Origin of the sequence: Nostoc sp., assembly GCF_036917455.1 — a bacterium.
In the GTDB taxonomy this organism is placed as follows: Bacteria; Cyanobacteriota; Cyanobacteriia; order Cyanobacteriales; family Nostocaceae; genus Nostoc.
Genome location: NZ_JBALDK010000040.1, coordinates 42,076 through 65,766 on the forward strand (window position 1 = coordinate 42,076; position 23,691 = coordinate 65,766).

General features: G+C 40.7%; 23 protein-coding genes. 16 read left to right on the forward strand and 7 right to left on the reverse strand.

Annotation, left to right across the window (positions count from 1 at the left end; genetic code table 11):
- Positions 1–129: 129 nt before the first annotated feature.
- Positions 130–1,233 carry a glutamate 5-kinase gene (proB, locus tag V7K42_RS04205; protein WP_334913823.1) on the forward strand — a complete coding sequence of 368 codons (1,104 nt, stop codon included), beginning with the start codon at positions 130–132 and terminating at the stop codon, positions 1,231–1,233.
- A gap of 150 nt (positions 1,234–1,383) precedes the next feature.
- Here the strand turns inward: proB and V7K42_RS04210 are convergent, their stop codons facing one another.
- Positions 1,384–2,367 carry an ROK family protein gene (locus V7K42_RS04210; protein WP_334913825.1) on the reverse strand — a complete coding sequence of 328 codons (984 nt, stop codon included), beginning with the start codon at positions 2,365–2,367 and terminating at the stop codon, positions 1,384–1,386.
- Positions 2,368–3,120 (reverse strand): Mut7-C RNAse domain-containing protein, encoded by a 753-nt coding sequence (locus V7K42_RS04215; RefSeq protein ID WP_334913827.1) that lies wholly within the window; start codon positions 3,118–3,120, stop codon positions 2,368–2,370.
- Between the two features lie 1,063 nt (positions 3,121–4,183).
- Here V7K42_RS04215 and V7K42_RS04220 point away from each other — a divergent pair.
- Entirely contained in the window at positions 4,184–5,161 is a 978-nt protein-coding gene (locus V7K42_RS04220; RefSeq protein ID WP_334913829.1) for a sucrase ferredoxin, read from the forward strand.
- Positions 5,162–5,406: 245 nt separating this feature from the next.
- Here the strand turns inward: V7K42_RS04220 and V7K42_RS04225 are convergent, their stop codons facing one another.
- The gene (locus tag V7K42_RS04225; RefSeq protein ID WP_334913831.1) at positions 5,407–6,684 is read right to left on the reverse strand and encodes an aliphatic sulfonate ABC transporter substrate-binding protein; all 1,278 of its coding nucleotides are present in this window, start codon (positions 6,682–6,684) and stop codon (positions 5,407–5,409) included.
- 329 nt (positions 6,685–7,013) lie between these two features.
- Here V7K42_RS04225 and V7K42_RS04230 point away from each other — a divergent pair, with 329 nt between their 5' ends.
- Positions 7,014–7,682 (forward strand): cadmium resistance transporter, encoded by a 669-nt coding sequence (locus V7K42_RS04230; protein WP_334913833.1) that lies wholly within the window; start codon positions 7,014–7,016, stop codon positions 7,680–7,682.
- 81 nt (positions 7,683–7,763) lie between these two features.
- On the opposite strand, the gene V7K42_RS04235 is transcribed toward V7K42_RS04230, so the two are convergent.
- Positions 7,764–9,359, reverse strand: a complete 1,596-nt coding sequence (locus tag V7K42_RS04235) for a helix-turn-helix domain-containing protein (protein WP_334913835.1) — start codon at positions 9,357–9,359, stop codon at positions 7,764–7,766.
- Positions 9,360–10,393: 1,034 nt separating this feature from the next.
- Here V7K42_RS04235 and fdxB point away from each other — a divergent pair.
- From fdxB to V7K42_RS04270, 7 genes are all read left to right on the forward strand, one after another.
- On the forward strand, positions 10,394–10,687 hold the full coding sequence (gene fdxB / locus V7K42_RS04240) for a ferredoxin III, nif-specific (protein WP_334913837.1): 294 nt from the start codon (positions 10,394–10,396) through the stop codon (positions 10,685–10,687).
- A gap of 584 nt (positions 10,688–11,271) precedes the next feature.
- On the forward strand, positions 11,272–12,318 hold the full coding sequence (locus V7K42_RS04245; RefSeq protein ID WP_334913839.1) for a cytochrome c oxidase subunit II: 1,047 nt from the start codon (positions 11,272–11,274) through the stop codon (positions 12,316–12,318).
- Positions 12,319–12,429: 111 nt separating this feature from the next.
- Entirely contained in the window at positions 12,430–14,118 is a 1,689-nt protein-coding gene (gene ctaD, locus V7K42_RS04250; RefSeq protein ID WP_334913841.1) for a cytochrome c oxidase subunit I, read from the forward strand.
- A gap of 364 nt (positions 14,119–14,482) precedes the next feature.
- Positions 14,483–15,082, forward strand: coding sequence for a cytochrome c oxidase subunit 3 (locus V7K42_RS04255; RefSeq protein WP_334913843.1), 600 nt, complete (start codon positions 14,483–14,485; stop codon positions 15,080–15,082).
- A gap of 100 nt (positions 15,083–15,182) precedes the next feature.
- Complete coding sequence (locus tag V7K42_RS04260; RefSeq protein WP_334913845.1) at positions 15,183–15,668, forward strand: hypothetical protein; 486 nt, start codon at positions 15,183–15,185, stop codon at positions 15,666–15,668.
- Between the two features lie 198 nt (positions 15,669–15,866).
- Positions 15,867–16,478: a cupin gene (locus tag V7K42_RS04265; protein ID WP_334913847.1), complete on the forward strand. Its 612-nt coding sequence runs from the start codon at positions 15,867–15,869 to the stop codon at positions 16,476–16,478.
- A 56-nt stretch (positions 16,479–16,534) separates the two neighbouring features.
- Positions 16,535–17,005, forward strand: coding sequence for an ArsC/Spx/MgsR family protein (locus tag V7K42_RS04270; RefSeq protein WP_334913849.1), 471 nt, complete (start codon positions 16,535–16,537; stop codon positions 17,003–17,005).
- 191 nt (positions 17,006–17,196) lie between these two features.
- On the opposite strand, the gene cysK is transcribed toward V7K42_RS04270, so the two are convergent.
- Positions 17,197–18,156, reverse strand: a complete 960-nt coding sequence (gene cysK / locus V7K42_RS04275) for a cysteine synthase A (protein ID WP_334913851.1) — start codon at positions 18,154–18,156, stop codon at positions 17,197–17,199.
- A 959-nt stretch (positions 18,157–19,115) separates the two neighbouring features.
- Here cysK and V7K42_RS04280 point away from each other — a divergent pair.
- The 6 genes from V7K42_RS04280 (at position 19,116) to V7K42_RS04305 (ending at position 22,293) form a co-directional block, all read left to right on the forward strand.
- On the forward strand, positions 19,116–19,538 hold the full coding sequence (locus V7K42_RS04280) for a hypothetical protein (RefSeq protein WP_334913853.1): 423 nt from the start codon (positions 19,116–19,118) through the stop codon (positions 19,536–19,538).
- A gap of 39 nt (positions 19,539–19,577) precedes the next feature.
- The gene (locus V7K42_RS04285) at positions 19,578–19,859 is read left to right on the forward strand and encodes a hypothetical protein (protein ID WP_334829692.1); all 282 of its coding nucleotides are present in this window, start codon (positions 19,578–19,580) and stop codon (positions 19,857–19,859) included.
- Between the two features lie 2 nt (positions 19,860–19,861).
- Complete coding sequence (locus V7K42_RS04290) at positions 19,862–20,173, forward strand: hypothetical protein (RefSeq protein WP_334913855.1); 312 nt, start codon at positions 19,862–19,864, stop codon at positions 20,171–20,173.
- 261 nt (positions 20,174–20,434) lie between these two features.
- The gene (locus V7K42_RS04295) at positions 20,435–20,797 is read left to right on the forward strand and encodes a hypothetical protein (protein ID WP_334913856.1); all 363 of its coding nucleotides are present in this window, start codon (positions 20,435–20,437) and stop codon (positions 20,795–20,797) included.
- 124 nt (positions 20,798–20,921) lie between these two features.
- Positions 20,922–21,929, forward strand: coding sequence for an LLM class flavin-dependent oxidoreductase (locus V7K42_RS04300; RefSeq protein WP_334913858.1), 1,008 nt, complete (start codon positions 20,922–20,924; stop codon positions 21,927–21,929).
- Positions 21,919–22,293: a hypothetical protein gene (locus V7K42_RS04305; protein WP_334913860.1), complete on the forward strand. Its 375-nt coding sequence runs from the start codon at positions 21,919–21,921 to the stop codon at positions 22,291–22,293. Before V7K42_RS04300 ends, V7K42_RS04305 begins: the two co-directional genes overlap by 11 nt.
- 220 nt (positions 22,294–22,513) lie before the next feature.
- Here V7K42_RS04305 and hypB read toward each other — a convergent pair whose 3' ends face one another.
- Positions 22,514–23,344, reverse strand: coding sequence for a hydrogenase nickel incorporation protein HypB (gene hypB / locus V7K42_RS04310; RefSeq protein ID WP_334913862.1), 831 nt, complete (start codon positions 23,342–23,344; stop codon positions 22,514–22,516).
- Positions 23,335–23,676, reverse strand: coding sequence for a hydrogenase maturation nickel metallochaperone HypA (gene hypA, locus V7K42_RS04315; RefSeq protein WP_334913864.1), 342 nt, complete (start codon positions 23,674–23,676; stop codon positions 23,335–23,337). Before hypA ends, hypB begins: the two co-directional genes overlap by 10 nt.
- Positions 23,677–23,691 lie beyond the last annotated feature (15 nt).

Consider the following 23,691-nt stretch of genomic DNA (forward strand, 5'->3'; position numbering starts at 1 on the left):
ACTATAGAGGGATTGGCGCTTTACAATTTATTTAGTCAATTGTCATTTGTCCGTTGTCATTCGTCAGTTGCTAATGACCAATGACTAGTGACTAATGACCAATGACCAATGACTAATGACTAATGACTAATGACTAAAACAATTGTTGTCAAAATCGGTACTTCTAGCCTTACTCAACCAGAAACGGGACAATTAGCACTTTCTACTATCGCTACCTTGGCGGAGACACTTTGCCATTTAAGACACCAGGGACATCGGGTAATTTTAGTTTCTTCTGGTGCTGTGGGCGTGGGTTGTGCGCGGTTGGGCTTAACTGAACGTCCTAAAGCGATCGCACTAAAACAAGCTGTAGCAGCAGTTGGACAAGGTAGGTTAATCCGTATATATGATGATTTATTTACTACACTACAACAAGCGATCGCTCAAGTATTATTGACTCGCAGCGACTTGGTACAGCGCAGCCGCTATCTCAACGCCTACAATACTTTTCAGGAATTATTGGGGCTGGGAGTGATCCCCATAGTTAATGAAAATGATACTGTAGCGATAGACGAACTAAAATTTGGTGATAATGATACCCTTTCGGCATTGGTTGCCAGCTTAGTAGAAGCAGACTGGTTATTTTTGCTTACCGATGTCGATCGCCTGTACTCAGCCGATCCCCGTTCTGTTCCAGATGCTCGACCGATCGCTTTAGTTAGTAGCATTAAAGAATTAGCTCAATTACAAATAGGTTCCCAAGGTTCTCAGTGGGGGACTGGCGGGATGCTGACGAAAATTTCAGCTGCCAGAATTGCGATCGCTGCGGGAGTGCGGACTGTAATTACCCAAGGGCGATTTCCTCGAAATATAGAAAAAATTATCCAAGGTGAACTTATTGGGACGCATTTTGAACCGCAACCTGAACCAACTTCGGCGCGTAAACGTTGGATAGCTTACGGACTTTTACCTGCGGGTAAATTGTATTTAGATGAAGGTGCGATCGCGGCAATTTCTCTAGGGGGAAAATCGTTATTAGCTGCTGGAATCAAAATAGTAGAAGGAGAGTTTGACACACAAGATGCTGTGCAATTGTGTGACAGCAACGGTAACGAAATTGCTAGAGGACTTGTGAATTACAATAGCAACGATCTGCAAAAAATTCGTGGCTGTCATTCACGAGAAATTCCCACAATTTTAGGCTATGCCGGTGTGGAAACAGTAATTCATCGAGATAATTTAGTTTTGACTTAAAATGTAAATAAGATAAATTTTATGAGTACTAACTGGGAGAGTCAAAAAGCGACAAATTCCACAAGAACGCGATTGCCTAATCTTTCGCTGTCTACTAACACTCCATCACAGTCAAAAATAACTAATTCTGTTTGCATTTCGCTCCACGCCTCACTCATTTACAAATTGAGGATTTGCGAGCAAAGCGATCGCCACAGCGCCCCACAATGGTGCATCATCCCCCAGAACCGCCGGCACAATTTCAAAATCAACCTCCGGTAAAGCCGTCTCCCGCGCCACCTGACGCATTACCTGCCAAAAATCCTCCCCCGCCTTCATCACACCACCTCCCAACACAAAGCGCTGCGGATTCATTAAGTTCGCCACATTGCCAATACCCACACCCAACGCCCAAGCAGCCTTATGCAAAACTTCCTTAGCCAAATCATCCCCAGCCGTCGCCGCCTCACTTACCAACTGCCCCGTCAGCAACGTTAAATCATCCCCCACCAAACTCCTCAAAACCTCTCCATCTCTGAGTCCTCCGCGCCTCTGCGGTTCGTTCTCCAAAATTTCCCTAACATTTTGCGCCATATAAGGCCCCGAAGCCAAACGTTCCACACATCCCCGCTTCCCACACAAACAAACTGGCCCAGCCGGATCTACAACGATGTGTCCAATTTCGCCAGCCATCCCACCAGCACCTCGCCAAGGCTGCCCGTTGAGTATCCAACCACCACCCACGCCAGTGCTGACAGTAATGTAAAACAGGCTATCGTATCCCTGTCCCGCACCAAAGCGATGTTCACCCAAAGCAGCGATATTGGCATCATTGTCTACACTCACAGAAACGCCAAACTCATCCTCCAACAATCCTTTGAGAGGAATATTTTCCCATCCAGCCACATGATGAGATAGTCGCACCGTCCCCGTGGAAGCATCAACTGGGCCGCCAAAGCTGACACCGATCGCAGCAGGTTTTGCGTCTTCTAGCAGCGAGTAAATAAGCGATCGCATAATTTCCAAGTCAGTGCTAGCATCTGCATTGGCTGGCGAGAGACGACGTTCATAACGCAACCACTTTCTCGAACCGATGTTTACCAATGCAGCCGCCAGCTTAGTGCCGCCAAAATCGAGAGCTAAAATTAATGTCATTCACTCACCTTTTCTTGAGTCCAATACTCCATCAATAAACTGTTGCAATCGTTCATAATGTGAACCTTTCCAATAAATGCGATCGCAGTCTTGGCAACGCTGGAATTGATCGATCTGCGATCGCACATTTTCTGGTAGCTTGTCAACGATGGATTCTTTCTCTACAGATTCTAATAATCCGTTGCAACGCAAACACCGTTTAAATGGTGCAACTAATTTAAATAAGTCGAAGCGTTGCAGTACTTCTATAATTTGTTCTTGAGGGTTAGTATTTCTAACATAATATCCGTGCGTTACCAAACTACGCATTAATAGACCTTTATCACGAGTCAAGAGAATCCGCTCTTGACTAGAGGATATTTGGGCTAATTTCTCATCCTCGTAGTCATTGCGGTACAAAGTATCAAAACCTAAAAGTCGTAGAGATGTCGCAAGCTTCCCCAAATGGATATCTACAACAAAACGAATAATACTGAGCGGTGTTGGCAAAACAGAAATGCTTGGTATAATGACATTCCTACCTGAAATTGGATAAACATTGATAGTATCTCCATCCGAAACTATGTAAGAAAAATTTACATATTCATCATTAACATTTATAAAATCAACTTCTGGATGAGGGACACCTAACGACTCAATCATGTCCTTGATTGAGGCTTTCTCCTCAAAAAAATGGGAGATTTTCACCTGCTTCTGATGCCGTGGTAAAAAATGATTCAATTCTGCATGGAAGGAGAAATATGCGATCGCCATAGCTACAGATATTCGGATTACCCTACTGGCAACAATTTTTCACAATTGCGAAGCTTTATCTATTGTATTGAAAAAATCGATCCTTCCTCAAGTGAGCTATCTCCACTATAAAATGTCCATTTACCTTGATTTAACCAACTTTCTAGAGGCAACAAACGATAATGAAATTATAAAGATTCTCAAATACTTGCATTTATTATTGAGTTCAGTTACAGTCAAAGCAGATGAATATAATCAAACCCTGACATACGCTTCAGGAAGTTAGATTAGATAAAAGGGTAAATAACAGGTTTGCTAATGTTGATGTCAGTGACGCGGCTAGTGATTAGTCACTAAGTTTTAACATTAACTCGTAATGCATGAAGTATGGAGCACTAAAGCATTTCTCCCTAGTTTCAGTGTTTTTATTTTTCCGATTTAATTGAGAATTATTTGCAATATGCTTAAACAGATAGATATATTAAAAGTAGATAGTAGGAATAATCTCATTAATCTATATCGAGTTATTACACATATACCTTTAGAAAGATATTGTTTGCAAAAAACAACGAATTATATTTCTATATGTAAAAACAGGATTGGTAACTAGCTATGTAAATAATTTCACCAAAACTTTAAATAAGTATTTTACTACTAACAATATTTTGGATTGTAATATCAGCTACATTGATATTATCAGCAAGTTAATCCTTGGTAATTCTTCAAGTAGCTTTGCGCCTATGTACAAGGTTTAATATATTTGATTTTACCAAAGAAAGTAAGTTCATAAAAGGCGAGTTTCAGCAAGTGGAAATTTATAAAATACCAAATAACAATAAAACTAGATACAAAATTAACGCCGTTCATACGGAAAAATCTATCTTGACAGTGTTTATCTTTATTGTGGAGAATTTATTAACCGGAAAGACCTCGATCAACAATGATGTTATAAAGTGGCTACCTAGTTTTAACTGGGAAATGAATATTGTTCTTTATCTCCTTTAGCCAAGGATATTGTAGCTAAGAACACAAATGTATTTTGTAATACCTTTTGTCCAAAAAATAAGCTAATGAGTACAGCGAGATGAATACTTTTTTCTGTTCTGATGAGTCACAGCAAGTAGGAGAAGATGTTATTGGTAGCGCCACTAATTATCAAACTTATATTTTAGTTGAGTGTCCTTTACCTTGGACATCAGAAGCCTTTAATTCTAAATGGGTTCCCCAGAACTTGAGGGTTTTGGTAGAAGAAGTGAAACGTGCTAAATTACCGATTAGATTTCTTTTAATTGCTAATGATGTCTCACACAAAGTAAATCACACTACGCTGTTGATTTATCAAAAGAAAGAGGGACTAAGTGATGGATACCATAAACAAGAGTTTAAGCTAGGAAATATCGAGCAAGTAGCAGCAGTTGTCCAAAAATGGATATGGGGTATTAGCTCTAATTCTGAGGTAGAAACTAGTCCGACTAGAGATATTTTAGTTTGTACCCACGGTAGCCATGATAAGTGCTGTGCGAGATATGGCGCTCCTTTTTACTTCCATGTTACAGCTAGTAATGCTGATTTCTGCTTGGATAAAGTGCGAATTTGGAAATCATCCCACTTTGGTGGACATCGGTTTGCGCCAACAATCATAGATTTGCCAGAAGGAAGATATTATGGTCGTCTCGATCGAGATTCATTTAGATCAATTTTGACTCGAACAGGCGATATTAAATGCTTACACAAAGTCTATCGAGGCTGGGGAATTCTGCCTGCTGCACTTCAGGTTTTGGAAAGAGAACTAATCCTTAAAAACGGATGGGATTGGTTTAACTATAAAGTTGCAGGTAAAATTTTAGAGCAAAGTTTAGATAATAATAGTATTCTAGCTGAACTAAGTTTTGAACAACCTTCTGGTTCTCTCTCCACTTACCAAGCTAAACTTGTGAGAGATGAAACAAGAACTCAACAACTCAAGAGTTCATGTAATGCAACAAAAGAGTTGGTAGTTACTAAATATGCTGTAGGTAGTCTTTGGCTTACCTCTAATAAGGTGATAAGTTATAGTGTCTAAAAGACTGGGATATGCATCTACCTAAATTCGTAATTCGCTTAATAATGCTCTCGACGAGATTCTGCGCGTAGCAAGATTCCCGAATGAGTATATGACATTTTTTATAGCGTAGGCGTAGCCCACCGCAGGTATCGCGCTTTTGCAAAATACTTTTCGATTTACTGAAATTAAATTACTCAATCCCTGCATCCACGATAACTATCAACTTTCCTCTTCCCCAGGCTTGTTTTTCCCTCAGTGTCGAATTAATAAGTCCAATTTTGCTTAGTCTGCAAGCTATAGGTTCCATCTTGCACATTCACTCGCTCAGGAATCAGATTTAGATCCCTAAACACATTTGCCTGATGCTGTAGAGCAGTGAGCGATTGATCGTCAATGGGAATGATTGCACGTTCGGCACTACGTTGCTGTAAAGTTTCTACAATGGATGGATCGATTTCATGGTTTTGTGCCATTCGTTGAACCGCTTCCAATTCCTGTCTCTTAGCCCAAGCTCCAGCTTCGTTTACCTCTTCTAAAATCACCTTGAGCAGTTCGGGATAGTCGCGTACAAGTTCTGGAATCGCGTAGTAATAGGTCGGAACTTCTATAGAGGCTTTGTCACCAAATATGCTTTCTAGATCGGCAATCGATCGCCCTGGGTAAGAGCTTCGGGACTGAGTTGCTGTGTAAGGAACCCAAATCACCCAAGCATCAATCTCACCACGGCGGAATACGGGCAGCGCCTCCGGCTGTGTGAGATAAACTGGCTCAATGTCACTAAAATCGAGACCTACTTTCGCTAGCGATCGCACAAGTACATAATGGGCGCTTGAGCCTTTATCAAAAGCTATCTTTTTACCCTTCAAGTCTGCTAGTGTCTGAATCGGCGAATCTTCCGGTACCAAAATCGCTTGACCTTTAGGAGCGGTATATTTTTCTTTTGCTACCCGCACAAATACATGATCTGCTGCTTGAGAGAAAATGCTAGCCGTACCACCACCACCGCAGAAGTCAATTGTCCCGTTACTGAGTGCTTCTATCAAAGAAGAGGCTGATAAAAAGCTTGTCCAGGTGACAATCAGCCCATAAGGTTGCAAACGATTTTCGAGCAAGCCTTGAGTCCGAAGAACTTCTAGATTTGTCATTCCCTCTGGATACCCAATTTTGAGTTGCTTGAGCCGCCGCGCTTGTTCAGCTAAGGGCGTGTTGCTAGATCCAACAGAACGGCTAGAAAACCAGCGATCCAAAGCTATACAAAAAATTATGCCCCCCACAAATAGCCCCACGGTTTCTAGTAAGCGAGTTGTCGAATTTTTGGGTATTTGGAACTGATTTAGTAGAGACGAAAGTGTATTGGCAGATTCAGAAGCGGCAACAGCATGACTGTCAAAAGCCAGAGTCCAGACCAAACTCGCAGCAAGACCAATGCAAAATAAGACTGCAAACCTGTAGGCAGCCGATCTCCAAATGGCTACTCTGAGCAACTGTAAGATGTTTTGACCTGTGCTTCTAGGCAGAAGGTTAATGAAACGGCTAATCATTATGAGTCCTTGGCTGAAATAACCATCTATTTGGTTAGGCGGATGATTGTGAAGGATTTGGGCTAAAACCCCTCTACTAATTGATGCTGGGAATGAATGGCGCACTACATACGAGAATGCAGCCAGAGTGTTATACTTCTTTGGGCTGTTTATATATTATTACTGAGGCTTACCCCGTTTTTTTGAAGTTAGAGAAATTGGTAAATAACTTAGGTTTTTGGATCATGGCGAGTGGAACAAACCTTATTTATCGATATTGCGGGGCTGATTGCTCAAGTTGAGCGATTGGTAATTTCGGTCATCAAACAGGTGTTGAACGAGTGATGGTGATGGATTGGTTAATTGCAACAATTAAGATCGGGCTAGCTGCTGCTGTAGCAACAACCTTTGACGACAATATTTATCTGACTGCTTTTTTTAGCTCAGTTAATCGGACTTTTCGGCCTCAGCACGTTGTAGTTGGTGAGCTTCTAGGGTTCACAGCATTATTGACAGTAAGTTTGATTGGTTTCTTAGTGGGTCTAGTAATTCCGTCAACTTGGATTGGTCTACTAGGGATTTTGCCGATACTCATTGGTTTGAACAATTTACGCAACCTTAATCAGGATGACTCAAATGAAGATAAGTCAGCCAATCTGAAAATAAACTCTAAATATCGAGGATTTGATTCCAGAAAGCGATCGCTCTGGGATGTAATCCGCGATCCACAAACCTATCGTGTCTCTGCGGTCACGGTTGCCAACGGTGGTAACAATCTGGGGATATATATTCCCCTATTTGCCACTAGCTCAATCCAAAATCTATCCGTAATCATACCAGTTTGCTATTTCACTATTTTGTGCTGGCTATTGATGTCCTATAACTTAACTCGCCTACCTGGTATTGCTTTAGTCCTCAGCCGCTATGCTAGTAAGATATTTCCCTTTGTACTAATGTGGCTGGGCTATAGAATTTTGATGGATAGTGAATCCTATCGGCTTTTTCTACCGAAGGGTTGACAGTAAAGGGGACTGGGGACTGGGGACTGGGGAAAAATAATTCCTAACTCTTCACTTAGAACCAAAATTCTAGATCCAAAATCAAGATGAAGCCATATTTAAGACTTTCCTTAGCAGAACTTGGTCTTCTAATTTGGCTTTTAAACGACCATTTTCGATATCTCGAATCCAGCTTTGGCTTTTACCTGTGAGTTTTGCCAATTCTCTTTGGGAAAGATTCAAATTTTTTCGCGCCTGCAAAATCTCTTCACCCAGTAAATCGTTTGTAGCTTTAGGCTTTCTTTTGGCTTTAGCAGTTCGCCGTTGCTTTTTTTCCGATTCTGAAATTTGCTGTTCCCATTCTGGTGGAAGTTCAAAAGCTAAAATCCGCGCATTCATTAAGAGATTCCACTTACCACGGGGGCCTGTGTCTGTGAGGCGAGTTTCAGCACCACCGTCGTTAGTCCAAAATTCTAATGCTTCATCTGGATCTTCGGGAAGATCGATTAACTTCGCCCACAAAGGTTGAATTTCTGGTGGGTAAGTAACTGGATCGAAAAGTGGCTTCATTCCATAGTGATTGAGAATTTCCAAATCGCTTTCAAAGGTTCGCAGCAGACGTTTGCGTTCTTCCCGTTGTCTGGATGCAAGGGCGACTTTTTCTTCACCGTAAGCAATACGCAGCAAGGTAGGAATCGTAATGCGTTGCTCTTTGCCCATTTTGGTTTTAAACAGCAACCACAGCATTAACCGGACTGCGCCTTCATGTTGCTGCCAAATACTCATAACTGTGGTTAGTAGTGTTTTAGGAAGACTACCGTATTGATAGAATGCGGTTCGCTCTTTACATGCTTGTTTATTTAAGAAATATTGCGCCCATGCGCCTGCTTTGACTTTAAAAGTTAGCCCAATCAGATATTTGCATCCAAGATTGTCTTCTTGAAAGTGGTGCTGAATATCTACTAAGTGCCATAAGCGGCTGTTTGTAACAGAGAATCCGTTAATTCGACCTTGTTGGGGCCAGTCAATGGAGATAATTAGGGAGCAAGCTTGCTGGACAAGATTTTTCATTAAAGCTAGCTTGGCAGCTTTGCTTAAGTCTTTGCGTTTCTCCATCCCCAAATATTTCTCGATTTGGCGCTCATCGATCGCAAATTCTTGCTCCCAAGGTTGATCTAAAGCTGTAGCATAACCTGCAAAAATTAGATGTATGCAAGCGGCTCTGATATCAAGCGCCTCAATTGCTGCTATATCTGTGGCTTTGTCGTTAACTTTAAATGGATCTTGGATATGGAAAGCGATCGCACCCTTACCTTGATTAACTTGTCGGCTGTAACTGATGTAGCCATCTTCATCGGTTTCCCAATGTAGGGATGTACGTTGTGCTAGTACATTACAAGCTTCCCAAATTGCGATCGCAGAAGCAAATGGATTATTCTTGCCGTTAGAAAACAAATCTAAACTGGTAGAATCTCTCGGTTCAACTTTGCATCTCCCTTTTTTCGCCTGCCAAAGAATCGGAGAATTAGTTGGACAAGCTATTACACATTGCGGTTCTGAATAATAGCCCTCACAATTATTACAAAGACCAGGATCAACCCAATATTCATTGTTCTCTATTCTGATTGCACCCGTAGGACATTGGGGGCGGCAGTTGTCACATCCAACGCAACTGTTGTTAGGAATTGTATAAGGCATTTGGCTCTTTTCCCACTCTAATCGTTGAGATGTCTGTCTCAGGTCTCCCCTGGATGAGTCCTGTCTATTCATGACTCGCTATCACATAATCTTTCTGGCGAGAAAAAATTATTCTCACCATATTCACTCCCCACATCCATATTTTGACTTTGCATCCAATCGGAAGCTATTTAAGGCTTTGAAACCGAGCCGGACAAAACTTATTTATTAACTATACATTTCATGAAAAAAATCATTAATTTGTTTGTACCGAGCTTAGAAAAATATCTTAAGATTCATTTAATTAGGTATTGAATGAATATTTTAACTTTAAACATAAAGTATTTTAAGAACATATTGAACCCTGATGAGATTGGAATTTATCTGATTTATTAATAATTTTAATATTTAAGGTGGGTTCGGATTCTGCCATAAAAATCACAGTTACTTTACAAATTGATTATGTTCCCTTCATAAATTCATTATATTGATTTAAATGTAAAACTAATATTTATTTTGTCATCATTTATATAAATAGTTGAATCAGATTAAATTGCAAATTGTTGCTTTGCAAAATACATATTGCACATATCAGAATGTAATTAATGAACATTTGTTTTTGTATATATGTATACTGTTTATCTACATTTCGTTGTCTAAATCTAAAAGTATTTGAAAAATAATATCATCACTTTTATCGATATACTTGCGTTTACATCAGGCTTTCTCGACGAGGGTAGGTTTCAAACCTGTAATTTATGCTGTATGGGAATAGCTGATTAGCGGCTGCTGCCTCTAGTCAAATATCGAGTCTCTGACTCAATGAATGCGTTTTTATGCCAGCAGATGAACGAGATAAACTTAAGCATTGATAATTATTATTGTCAATAATTTGCATTTATTTTCTATTTAAAAAATAATTTCTCATTGTGTTCAAAGTCATCGATTTTTTATCAAGCGAAAGTGAGTTTTGAATACAAAAGAATAAAAGATTAGGATAATATGATGATTAATGCACAAACAGATTGATAGGCAAAATAGCCAAGGAATTATTAATGGCACAACTAACAGGTTTGACATTTGGCGGTAAAGCTTGGACACCAAAATTTGCTCAAGAAATTGACAAAGATAAATGTATCGGCTGTGGCAGATGTGTTAAAGTCTGCGGGTACAATGTGCTAGGTTTAAAGGCGCTCAATGAAGAAGGCGAATTTGTAGAAGACGAAGATGATGAAGAAGTTGAACGGAAAGTAATGGCAGTTACCTCTCCAGAAAACTGTATTGGTTGTGAAGCGTGTTCACGGATTTGTCCGAAAAATTGCTACACCCATGTTGCAGTAAATAATTAGAGTTTTTAGAGTTAGTCCAAATTGTTGTTAATTCAAGGAGGCACTGTTTGTAAAAAGCGCGAATGCGCTAGGCAAGGTAACTTGAGGGGAATACTAAGTATTTACCGGAACTAATAAATAGTTCACAGTAAACAAATCCGTAAATCGCAAAATGTCAGCTATTAACAAATTTAAACTTGCTGCTAATATAGCCTAATCAATATTAGGTCAACAGTGCCCTCTTGGAACAACGAGCTTTTTTGAAAGCAGGGGGCTAACTTTTTCATAGGAGTTGAAATATAATTTGTATTTTTTTGGGGGAAAGATATGGAAAAAATCTGGAAGTTTCCCCCATTTTTAATGGCTGCACGTTAGAAAGTTAATAAGTGAAAAGGGAAAAGGGAATGGGGAGGATGAGGGAGCAGGGGGAGCAGGGGGAGCAGGGGGAGCAGGGGGAGCAGGGGGAGCAGGGGAAGCAGGGGAAGAAGAACTATTAATTATTACCTCAATGCTCAATGCCCAATTCCCAATTCCCAATGCCCAATGCCCTATTCCCTATTCCCAGAAAATCACACCTTTAAAGACTGTTTACACAGGTAGCATGTATGCAACAAGTTCCTGTTTCACTATGGACTCTGGTTGCTGGGATAGTAGTTACAGCAATCAGTATTTGGATCGGTCAAAACCACACTCTCATGCCGGTGCAGGCATCGCTACAAGCGCCTTTGGTAGACGGTTTTTTCAACGTCATGTTTACCATTGCGATCGCACTCTTCTTGGTGGTAGAAGGAACCATTGTACTTTTTTTGATTCAGTTTCGTCGCCGCAAGGGTGACGATACCGATGGCGTGCAAGTGGAAGGTAACGTTCCCTTAGAAATCTTCTGGACAGCAATTCCAACAGTGATTGTTCTCCTCTTGGGAATCTACAGTGTAGATGTTTTTAACCGAATGGGCGGTTTTGAACCTGCGGGTCATCCTCATTCAGCGGCTCATGTTGCTCATAAGCCAGGAACGGCGATCGCAGCTACACTTAGCGATACCTCTGAAGCAACAACTGCTCCAGCGATCGCCCCAACAATCGGTATTGGCGCGTCTCCTCAAACCCTAAACAAACCAGCTGATTTAGTTGTTGATGTCAAAGGCATACAGTATGCCTGGTTATTTAATTACCCTGATAGTGGCATTACCTCTGGGGAATTGCACATACCCGTTGGTGCTGATGTTCAACTCAATCTTTCAGCACAAGATGTAATTCATTCATTTTGGGTTCCAAACTTCCGCCTGAAGCAAGATGCACTTCCCGGTATCCCTACTGAACTACGATTTGTCGCCACAAAACCAGGTACATATCCCGTAGTTTGTGCTGAGTTGTGCGGTGGTTATCATGGTTCAATGCGGACACAGGTAATTGTCCACACACCAGAAGAATATAAAAGCTGGCGGACAGAAAACCAGATTGCTCAACAGCAAAACCTCAATCAAGTTGTTGCAGTGAGCGAGTCCCCGTCTTGGCGGTTTCCGGCGATGGGGAACTCGCGAACCCAAAGGGTTAATCCAGCCGACTTATCAACATCAGAGTTTCTCGCGCCCCACACCCATGATATGGGAATCAGTGCAGCAACTCTAGAGTCAGTAGTCATGAGTCATTAGTCATTGGTCATTGGTCATTGGTCATTAGTCATTCAAATGACAACGGACAAATGACAAAGGACAAAAAGACAAAGGACAAATGACAAATGACAAACGACAAAGGACAAAAATATGACGCAGGTAGAATTTCCACGGAATACTCCACCAGAAGGAAAGAAACCGGAAATGGTGGCTGGCCACGCTTCCCATCCGAAGGCGTGGAAATGGCAAGATTATTTTACATTTAATGTTGACCACAAGGTTATTGGTATTCAATACCTGGTGACGGCGTTTGTCTTCTATCTCATCGGCGGACTGATGGCGATCGCTCTGCGGGTCGAATTAGCAACACCAGAATCAGACGTACTCGACCCCAATCTGTATAACGCTTTCATGACCAATCACGGGACGATTATGATCTTCCTGTGGATTGTCCCTAGCGCTATTGGCGGATTTGGTAACTATTTAGTGCCGTTGATGGTCGGTGCTAGGGATATGGCTTTCCCGAAGCTGAACGCGATCGCCTTTTGGTTAAATCCACCAGCAGGTGCGCTTATATTAGGTAGTTTCATTTTCGGCGGTTCGCAATCTGGCTGGACAGCTTACCCACCTTTGAGTTTGGTGACAGCACCAATTGCTCAAACTATGTGGATACTTGCGATCGTTTTGGTGGGAACTTCCTCAATTTTGGGTTCGCTGAACTTCGTAATCACCATTTTGATGATGAAGGTTCCTAGCATGAAATGGGATCAAGTACCCCTATTCTGCTGGGCAATCTTGGCAACCTCCCTGCTAGCACTTCTCTCCACACCTGTATTAGCAGCCGGTTTAGTTCTGCTGTTGTTTGACCTCAACTTTGGTACATCCTTCTTCAAACCAGATGCAGGCGGTAACGTTGTAATTTATCAACACTTATTCTGGTTTTATTCTCACCCGGCAGTATATTTAATGATTCTGCCCATCTTCGGCATTATGTCGGAGGTAATTCCAGTTCACTCCCGCAAGCCAATCTTTGGTTATAAAGCGATCGCTTACTCTAGTGTAGCCATCTGCGTTGTGGGTTTGTTCGTTTGGGTACACCACATGTTTACCAGTGGTACACCCGGCTGGATGCGGATGTTCTTCACCATCTCCACTCTCATCGTTGCAGTTCCCACTGGTGTGAAGATTTTTGCTTGGGTTGCTACCCTTTGGGGTGGTAAAATCCGCTTCACAGGTGCAATGCTTTTCGCCATTGGCTTGTTGTCTATGTTTGTCATGGGCGGCTTAAGTGGTGTGACGATGGGAACAGCGCCCTTTGATGTTCACGTCCACGACACATATTATGTTGTTGGACATTTCCATTACGTTCTGTTTGGCGGTTCCGTGTTTGGCATTTATGCCGGCATTTATCACTGGTTCCCCAAAATGACCGGAAGAATGTTGAATGAAAGCTTAGGACGGATTCATTTCGCCCTTACCTTTATCGGCACGAATCTCACCTTTTTACCCATGCACGAGTTGGGTTTGAAAGGAATGCCCCGACGAGTGGCAATGTATGACCCCCAATTTATCGACCTCAATCAAATTTGTACCTTCGGTTCAATTGTTTTGGGGATATCGGTAATTCCTTTCGCCATCAACATGATTTACAGTTGGTTGAAAGGGCCTTTGGCTGGTGATAATCCTTGGCAAGCTTTGACTTTAGAATGGACAACTAGTTCACCACCAGCAATTGAAAACTGGGAAGTATTGCCGGTTGTGACTCACGGCCCTTATGACTACGGTCATGATAACCCTCTTGAAATAGAGCAATCTGCAACACCGGAAGCTAGTGCTTAGTTGGTATATTCAGTATTGCGATCGCACTTCAAGTCACTGAAACTTCTAGTCATTAGATTTGAGAACTCGAAACTCCAAGCTTGGAACCCGAAACTTCAAGCTTGGAACACGAAAGGCCGAGTTCAGAACATGAACGGCCGAGTTCAGAACACGAAAGGCCGAGTTCAGAACACGAACGACCGAGTTCAGAACATGAAAGGCCGAGTTCAGAACACGAAATTCGGAATTTTGAGAATTCCTGAACAAGTCAAGAGTTTGGCTAAATAAGGATTTTGGATAAAGAATGGAAATTTTGCTGGTTCAGATTTCATTCTTTATTCAAGCTTCCACCACAGACAGAGTAGATCGTATTGTCAAAAAATCTATGACTATAGCTACAACCACAAGCGAAGAACACAGTGCAGGACACGAAGAACATCCAGATTTAAGAGTTTGGGGATTGTTGACATTCCTCGCCTCTGAATCCCTGATGTTTGGGGGATTTTTTGCCACTTTCTTGTTTTTTAAAAGTACTACAGCAGTTTGGCCACCAGAAGGGAGTGAAGTAGAACTACTTGTACCGACGATTAACACCATTATTCTGGTGTCTAGTAGTTTCGTGATTCACTTCGGTGATACGGCGATTAAAAAGAATAACGTCAAGGGAATGCAACTGTGGTACGCAATTACTGCAATCATGGGTGCAATTTTCTTGGCTGGTCAGGTTTATGAGTACTCAACATTGGGATACGGACTGACCACCAACGTCTTCGCTAACTGCTTTTATATCATGACTGGGTTCCACGGTTTGCACGTTTTTGTGGGACTGTTATTGATATTACGCGCATTGTGGCGATCGCGTCTCCCTGGTGAATATTCAGCAACCAATCATACTTTCATCGAAATGACAGAGATTTACTGGCACTTCGTAGACATTATTTGGATTGTCTTATTCACCTTAGTGTACGTTCTGACTTTGTTTTAAATTAAGCATGGGGCATTAACAATTCGTAATTCGTAATTATGTTGAGTTATTGCCCAATCCCCAATCCTCAATCCCCAATCCCCAATCCCCCATTCCCAATATGCAAGCTAATACAAACAAATTCTCATGGTTTCAGGTTCCAGATGATATCAAAAATCTATTAATTTTAGCTGCAAAAAACTGGGAAAATACATCAGAATCCGAAAAATATATTCAACAAGCTTTAGACCAGACTGGTGATAATACAGATGTCTTGGTAGCAGCCTATAGATTTTTCTATTATAAAAACAATTATTCTCTTGCATTACAAACAACAGTCAAATTATTAGATAAAATTAAAGAAATAGAACAATTACCTGATGACTGGGAGCAACTTCAGCCGATATTAGTCAATCGCAAAGAAGACTCACAAATTCGATTGTACTTAAATGCTTATGCTGCTTCTGGATTAGTGCTAGCAAAGTTAGGAGAAATTGAGCAAGCCAAAGAAATCAGCACCAGAGTCAAACAGATAGACGAAAAGAATGATTTTGGTTCTGGTATTCTGCTGGATATTTTGACACGTCCAGCAGAAGAAGACGATTAATTAGTCAGTAATGAAAAGTCAAGGTGAAATCATGAACAATTGGTTATCTACTAAATCCTATTCCCTATTAGGAGCAAGTACTGATAGTAACTCTATCATCCCTACTATTACCATACCTACTAAACTTTCTGTAGGTAACATTCCTAATGTCTCACCGATCATTGTGATCCAATCCTCTCCACTATCAATTTAAAAATTATGAAAGGTAGGGATTGGCTGCTAACAGGGGACGGTCAGCATCAAGCCTGTAAATCTGTAAGAGCATGGGATTTATTGAGAGAAAATTACCGCCTTTATCGGTTTTTAACTGAACTGGAAGATGTTCTCAATAATAGTGACAATGAAACCAATTGTCTGCCAGAAATTCGGATGCTCGTAAGGCGTTTGATGGTAAATTCCTACTGGGTGCAAAGTCAAAATTTAGAACCTTCACCCAAAACGGGAAGCTCTGTTTTACTCCTATATGATGAATTGGGTTTTCCGTTAACAGTGCAAACAGTAATATTTGCACCGGGAACCAGTTCAAACATTCATAATCATGGAACGTGGGGAATCGTGGCGGTGCTAAAAGGCCAGGAAAAAAATACTTTTTGGCGACGCACTAATAGCCCAGAATTTCAGGACAAAATCGAAGCAACGGGAGAAATAACTCTCTTCCCAGGAGACATTATTAGCTTTACTCCCGATGCAATTCACAGTGTAGAAGCAGTGGGTGATGAACCAACTGTGACTTTTAATATTTATGGCGAAACCGATCCAAGTGAGAGGTTTGAGTTTGACTTAATTAGCCATAAAGCGAGGAATTTTTAATTTCATCGGTTCGTAGTTGGCGCTTTAGCGCGAAAGAGTAATTAGGAGATAGTTGAATGGCAAGAGTAATTTTCTATAGCAAACCAGGCTGTAAAGGTGGTGTTAAGCAAAAAGTTTTGCTAACAGCTGCTGGTCATGAAGTGATACCACAGAACCTGCTAAAAGAACCTTGGACAGCTGAACGGTTGCGTTCCTTTTTTGGCGATCGCCCCGTAGCCGAATGGTTTAATCTTTCCGCCCCCAAGATAAAATCTGGTGAGGTGGTTCCTGAAAAAGTGGATGAACAAACAGCTTTGGCGCTGATGCTGAAAGAGCCACTGCTAATTCGCCGTCCTTTGTTAGAAATAGGCGATCGCCGTGAGGTAGGATTTGATGTCCAAAAGATTGATACTTGGATTGGCTTACAAGCTGTAGACGAATCCTTGCAAGAAATCAGCGACAAGCTTCTAAAGCAAGATTTGCAAAACTGTTCCCACGGTAAAGATCATAGCCATCAACACCATAAGGAAGGCGGCTCTAAACATTAGACATAAGAGAGACGTAGCATTGCTACGTCTTCACAAGGCTTCTGTCATTTTTACTTTTACGTCATCTGGAAAACCTAACCCCCTAACCGCCTTTCCAATGCGGGAAAGGGGAAAATTCAAAGTCTCTCTCCTTTTAGGAGAGAGATTTAGAAGTGAGGTTTTCCAGATGCCGTCAAAAATTAGTTCTTTGATTAACGCACACCAGCAGTTTCTAAAGACAAATCCTGAAACATTGGGGTGCTGAGGTAACGTTCGCCAAAAGAAGGCTGAATCATCACAATTAAACGTCCGGCATTTTCTGGGCGTTTACCTACTTGAATTGCAGCACACAAAGCTGCACCAGAGGATATCCCAGATAATAAGCCTTCTTCTTTTGCTAAACGTCGCCCATAAGCGATCGCTTGTTCGTCGCTGACTCTAATTACTTCATCAACCAATTCTAGGCGGAGAACATCGGGGATAAATCCGGCACCAATGCCTTGAATCTTATGTGGCCCGGCTTCACCACCGGAGAGGACGGGACTGTTGCTGGGTTCGACTGCGATCGCTTTCAAAGTCTTCTTACGACCTTTAATTACCTCTGCAATGCCAGTAATCGTCCCACCAGTACCTACGCCAGCAATGACGATATCCACTTCACCGTCTGTATCTGTCCAAATTTCTTCGGCGGTAGTTTCCTGGTGAACTTTAGGATTGGCAGGGTTACGAAACTGTTGCAGCATAAAAGCATCAGGAGTCTTAGCCACAATCTCTTCAGCTTTGCGAATAGCTCCCCGCATCCCCTCAGTGCCTGGTGTCAACTCTAAAGACGCACCATAAGCTCTCAGCATAGCGCGTCGTTCTTGGCTCATCGTTTCTGGCATTGTCAAAATCAAACGGTAGCCACGCGCTGCTGCTACCATCGCTAGAGCAATTCCTGTGTTACCGGAAGTAGGCTCAACTAAAATAGTCTTTCCTGGGGTAATTGAGCCAGCCGCTTCTGCTGAAAGTACCATACTTAACCCAATTCGGTCTTTCACCGAAGCTGCTGGGTTCATCCCTTCTAATTTGACAACTATCCTTGCTACTACTCCCTCAGCTTGAGGAATCTTGTTTAGTTGAACTAAAGGAGTTCGTCCGATTAATTCTGTTATATCTTGAGCAATCCGCATTATTTAACTCCTGTAATTCTAAATCTTAGTACAAAGTATTTACTTGTAACAATAAGCTTGTCTGTATTTAATTTACAGTTTAATGTCAATGAGTGCATATACTCTGTATTCTAACTAAACTACAAAATATGAAAGTTTAGGAAGAACTTTTACCCGTCGATCTCATTCTTATATTTTACCATTTGGAATTGCTGACTGTTGTCTCTCAAGTTAAGATCAATTTTTATAAATCTGTATAAATTAATAATTTCTATTACTATTTTCAATTTTTTATGAAAATGCAATTTAATTTAAAAATATTTAATTGCTTTTATTAATTTATTAGTTTATCTTTATCAAAAGACATTGATGTTTTCTTTTGAGTGCAGGTTTTGTCTAGCAAGACTAACATCCAAAACAGTTCTAAACCATTGCCTACATTGCTTTTAGGTTGAGTACAAAAACACCAGAACCCCACTTCAAAAACACTAGAACCCCCTCTCAAAAACACTAGTACCCATACCCCAACAATTTTTTATAATGCTTATCAGATCAAGATTACAGGCTTTGAGTACTATTCTAATTAATTTAATAATCTTAACGGGGCTGAGGTAGACTGTTTTATGGAGAGCGACTGATATAAATCGTATAGGATTTACGCAGAGATTCCCCTCTACCCCCCAACATTCCTGAGCGAAAGCTGAGTGAACTAGGGGGGACTTCTTAATCTCTCTTTTGAGAGTAAGATGAAACCAGATTCCCGATCTAAATGCGTTACTTCTGATTGAATAATCCTACGTTTTGCGAAAAGTTTGGTAACTTTTCATTAGTAAGTAGTCAGTGGTAATTAGAAAAAGAACTGACAACTTATGATTCTGAAAATTACCGTTTACACATATTTTAATATCAAAACTGTTTGAGATAAACAGCAAAGGATATTTTCTTACTGGGTGCAAACTACCTAGCAAGGGAGAGCCAAGATGAAAGCAAAAGTTTTAAATGTCCTTACAGTTTGTGTAGTTACCTTAGTAATGCTTTCTCCAGGGCTAGTAGTCTTTGGCATAATTTGGGAGCGACATCTGGACTTAGTAAAATCCCAAAATTTAGCCTACGAAGTTAACAAGACTACTAAAAATGCTCCCGCTTTGGCTCCCCAGACAGAGGTTACACATTCCCCTCAGACTAGCATCCAATCCTCTGATCGTAATGTGGTTCATCAAATGCTGACTGTTGCTGAAAAATATAAATTTGCCGCTATTTTGCAATGGTTCTTCTTGTTAACCCCTATTTGTGTTGGGTTAGGTATTCTCTTTTATGACAGATATCTTGTACATCGTGCGGCTGTTTTAAAAGAACAAGTTGAAATGTTGGAAAGACTGTGGCGACAAAGTATCGAACAGTAACCAATTCCCTATTTACTTACTAAAATCAACAGAAAAACCATGTCAGAACAACGCCAACAATTGTATTTTAACCTGATTGATGAATTGCTCAAATGCCCTAATGGTCAGGAACCACAAGTTTTAGAATCTAAGCCAGAGTTGATTGATTCTGGTTTCGTAGAAACAATGTTACAAGTAGCTACTATGTTTGCCCATGAAGGCAATCAAGATGGTGCGAAGTTTTTATTTTTTGTGGCACGTGAGCTAGCTAAAGAATTGGGTTTATACCCAGAAGTTCCAAATACCGAAGTTGAAAATACTGAAGTCGCCAATAAGGAGTAAAAATGTTGTTGACTTCAACGGATGCGGGGCAAATTGCTTTAGAACTGCTTATGGCAGATTGGAATATTTCAGAAGAAAATCGGGAGTGGTTCACAATCTTTAACTCTCGTTTGATTGGCGAGAGTTGGTACACTGTAGAATTAGGTGTAGAAGGATTTCCCGATAGATGGTTTATTCAAGTATATGATACTGGAGCGTGCGATCCAAACTATACATTTATATCACAAATTCGTGGTAATGAAGGATTTGCAGATTTTGGAAATGTGCCGGATATCATAGCCGAAGTATTAGTCTGTGAACGCAATGCTCGATAATAATTAAAAACTTAATATTTATAATTCAAATAAAATGTACTAATAAAATACATTTTATTTGAATTCATGATTTTTGATATCAAACTTTTGGCATTAAGGCTACTTTGATATCTCATTCAATATAAAGATGCTTTACGCAAATCGGAGGTGATACCAAATAAGCTGCGCCTCTTTTTTCTGTAATATCTAATATTTTATTAAAGCCTAATAAGACATTTTGTCATATTTAATTGATAAAATTATGTTATATTAAATAGCGTAATGGGCGCTACAGAAATATCAGTTACAATGATTGCTGAAGATATCTTAGCCAAAGAATTCACAAGAGTCCTCAACCACTACTACCCAAAAGTTGGGGAATCATTAGACGGGTGTTATGTGAAAGTGATCACCTGTTTTTGGGGGCGACCTGCTAGACGCTTGCAATATATAGGAATTTATTGCTCTGCCGAAATGATTTCCTGTGTGCAAGCCCACAAAGAAATACTCAGAGAAGTAGCATACAACATGGGTCTAGTGCAGGTAGTCTGCATGAATGCCAAGCGATTATTAGGCGATCCGATGTCGAAGCTCAAATACAATAATCCACGCCTATGGTTGGAGTTGCAGTGGGTTGCAAATTAGTCATTTATAGATTATTTGATAGGTGGTAATTGAGGACTAAAATTATCAATTATTTAAGCACTAAAATGCTTAATGCGAACCTATCAACCAGTAAAGTAGCCAGCACAAAGTATTAACGCAAGTAATGAAAACTGGAATTTTCTGCAATTACGATAATCATCACCAAGATGCTCGTCGTGCCATTTCTGAGCAAGTCGCGCTGATAAAACAGGCAGAAAGTTTAGGTTTTGAGTCAGCCTGGGTGAGTGAGCATCATTTTAGTGAATCCAATCTCAGCCCGTCTATGTTGCTGTTAATGGCACACTTGGCGGGATTGACTTCAACTATCCAATTAGGTACTGCGGCGGTGTTACTGCCATTCCATAACCCGATTAGGGTAGCGGAGGATATCGCCACTCTGGATAACCTGTGCAATGGACGATTATTATTTGGAGTTGCCAAAGGCGGCCCATTCCCGCAACAGAATAAGCATTTTGCGACACTTCCAAGTGAAGCACGTCCTAAGACACTAGAGGCGATCGCACTGGTTCAAAAGCTTTTATATGAAACTGATGTATCATTTAATGGCAAGTATTATCAATGCGATCGCTTAACCATTTACCCAAAACCATTGCAGAGTCAAGTACCGGTGTATGTTGCCACTGGCGGCGATGATGGTATCGAGTTTGCTGCTAAACATTCCTTCAGCTTAATGGGTGGGCCGCCATTCTCCCTACCCAGATTGAAGGATACTGTTGCCAAATATCGAGCCTTAAATTCTAGCGGTGCAGAAAACTTCGTGCTGGCACGCTTTTTTTATGTTGGCAAAACATTTGATGAAGCAGTGAGTGAGGCATTGCCTTTCATCCGCCAATTTAGTCAAAAAATGAAGGCTAATACGGCTCAAGTATTGCAAAGTAGTGCGAATCCCAACCAAAAACCATTCGATCGCACAAACATTTGTTTCGACGAAGATTATTTGATTGAGAACTCAATTATCGGTGATGTGGAGACTTGTCGAGACAAAATCAAGAAATTTCAGGACGAATTAAATTTAAGTACCCTAGCCCTCAAACCCTCGTCTTCGGATATGGAAAAAAACTTGGAGAGTTTGACGCGCTACAACCAAGAGGTGCGAAATTATGTCTTCTAAACTTTACCAGCTTCCTCCCGATGATTTACCTCCTGATGAGGTAACGAAACAGGATGGAATGCTGCAAATGGAGCTAGAACAGTCTACTGGCAGATGCTTTTTTCTAGCTTGCGATCGCATTACGCGAGTTTTGTTGTCTAATTGTCAGTGGTATCTCACAACAAATGCCACTATCTTAACATTAATTGTTGACTGTCCTGACATAGTATCTTACTGGCATATAGTTAGCAATATTGCCCAATTGGGTAATAGGTTAGAACGGTTTGCTAGCAATGGCAAAATTCGCGTTTATCCGCCATTTGGCAAGGGGATGCCGTTTGAAATCAGCGTAAATGAAATATCTGCTTATCGAGATTGGTTGTGAGGTAAATAGGCACACTCTGGGAATCACAACAAATATAGCTGGTTCATCCTTATTACACCCTGTACTTCTAAAGTCCAGGGTGTTGCAATTTTATAATAATTACAAAGTGATGTCCACGGCGCAATGCTTTACCAATTTTATCGTGACGGTTACGGATACGTGCGATCGCAGCTATCCGCAAATAGGTAGGATGGTCAATATAGAAGAAAGCGTAAAGAGATTAACGTTGACAAATTTTTAAGTTTTCAATGAGCCACGCATACCACTTTTCTAACCCAGTACCAGTAGTTGCAGAAACCTGAAAAATCTGAATTTTGGGATTTATTTCCTTAGCATAATCTATGCATTTTTGAACATCAAAATCTACATAAGGCAGCAAATCAATTTTGGTGAGAATCATGATGTTACTAGCACGGAATATATGCGGGTATTTTATCGGCTTATCTTCTCCCTCAGTGACGGAGAGAATCACCACTTTTGCCAGTTCTCCCAAATCAAATAAGGCTGGACAAACCAAATTTCCGACATTTTCAATCATCACAACTGAATTTAGAGGCGGATTCAGTTGTTGTAAACCCCTCTCTATCATTGATGCATCTAAATGACAGCCTGTTCCGGTGTTTATTTGGATGACTTTAGAACCAGTTTCTTTAATTTTTTTGGCATCATTAGCAGTTTCTTGGTCGCCTTCAATGACACTAATAGATAATTGATTTTTTAAATCATTGATGGTTTGCGTTAAAAGAGTTGTTTTCCCAGCACCAGGAGAACTCATTAAATTTAAGGCGAGAATATTTCGACCTTTAAACCATCCCCGGTTTTGGGCAGCTAGCAAGTTATTTTTTGCTAAAATATCCTGTTCTAAAGATATTGTTGTGTTGTGTATTTTGGCATGAATTTGAGGTGCTTCTATATGAGTATCATGACTGTGGGAATGAGTGATAACAGTACCATCTGATAAAGTGTGAGTATGATGATGTTCAAATTCATCTGTTTCTAGAGTTGTAATTTTTATTTCACCATCATCAGAACAACCGCAGGTTACACACATAATTCCTCTATTTCTATTTCTTTAATTTTCAGTTCTTCACCAGTAATTAAATCTAATTGCACGCTACCACAACTACAAATACCATAAGGTTTATCTAAATAAGTTTCTGCACCGCATTGGCGACATCTCCCTAAGCCGGGAATTTCTAAAATTTCTAATGTCGCCCCTTCTAAAATTGTGCCTTGAGTGCAAATATCAAAACAAAATCGGATAGCATCGGGCATAATGGCTGAAAGTTTGCCAATTTCTAATAAAACCCGTTGCACTTTTGCGCCCTTAGCGTGTTCAGTAACAATTGCCACAATATTTTGGGTAATTCCAAGTTCGTGCATACTATAAAATCTATT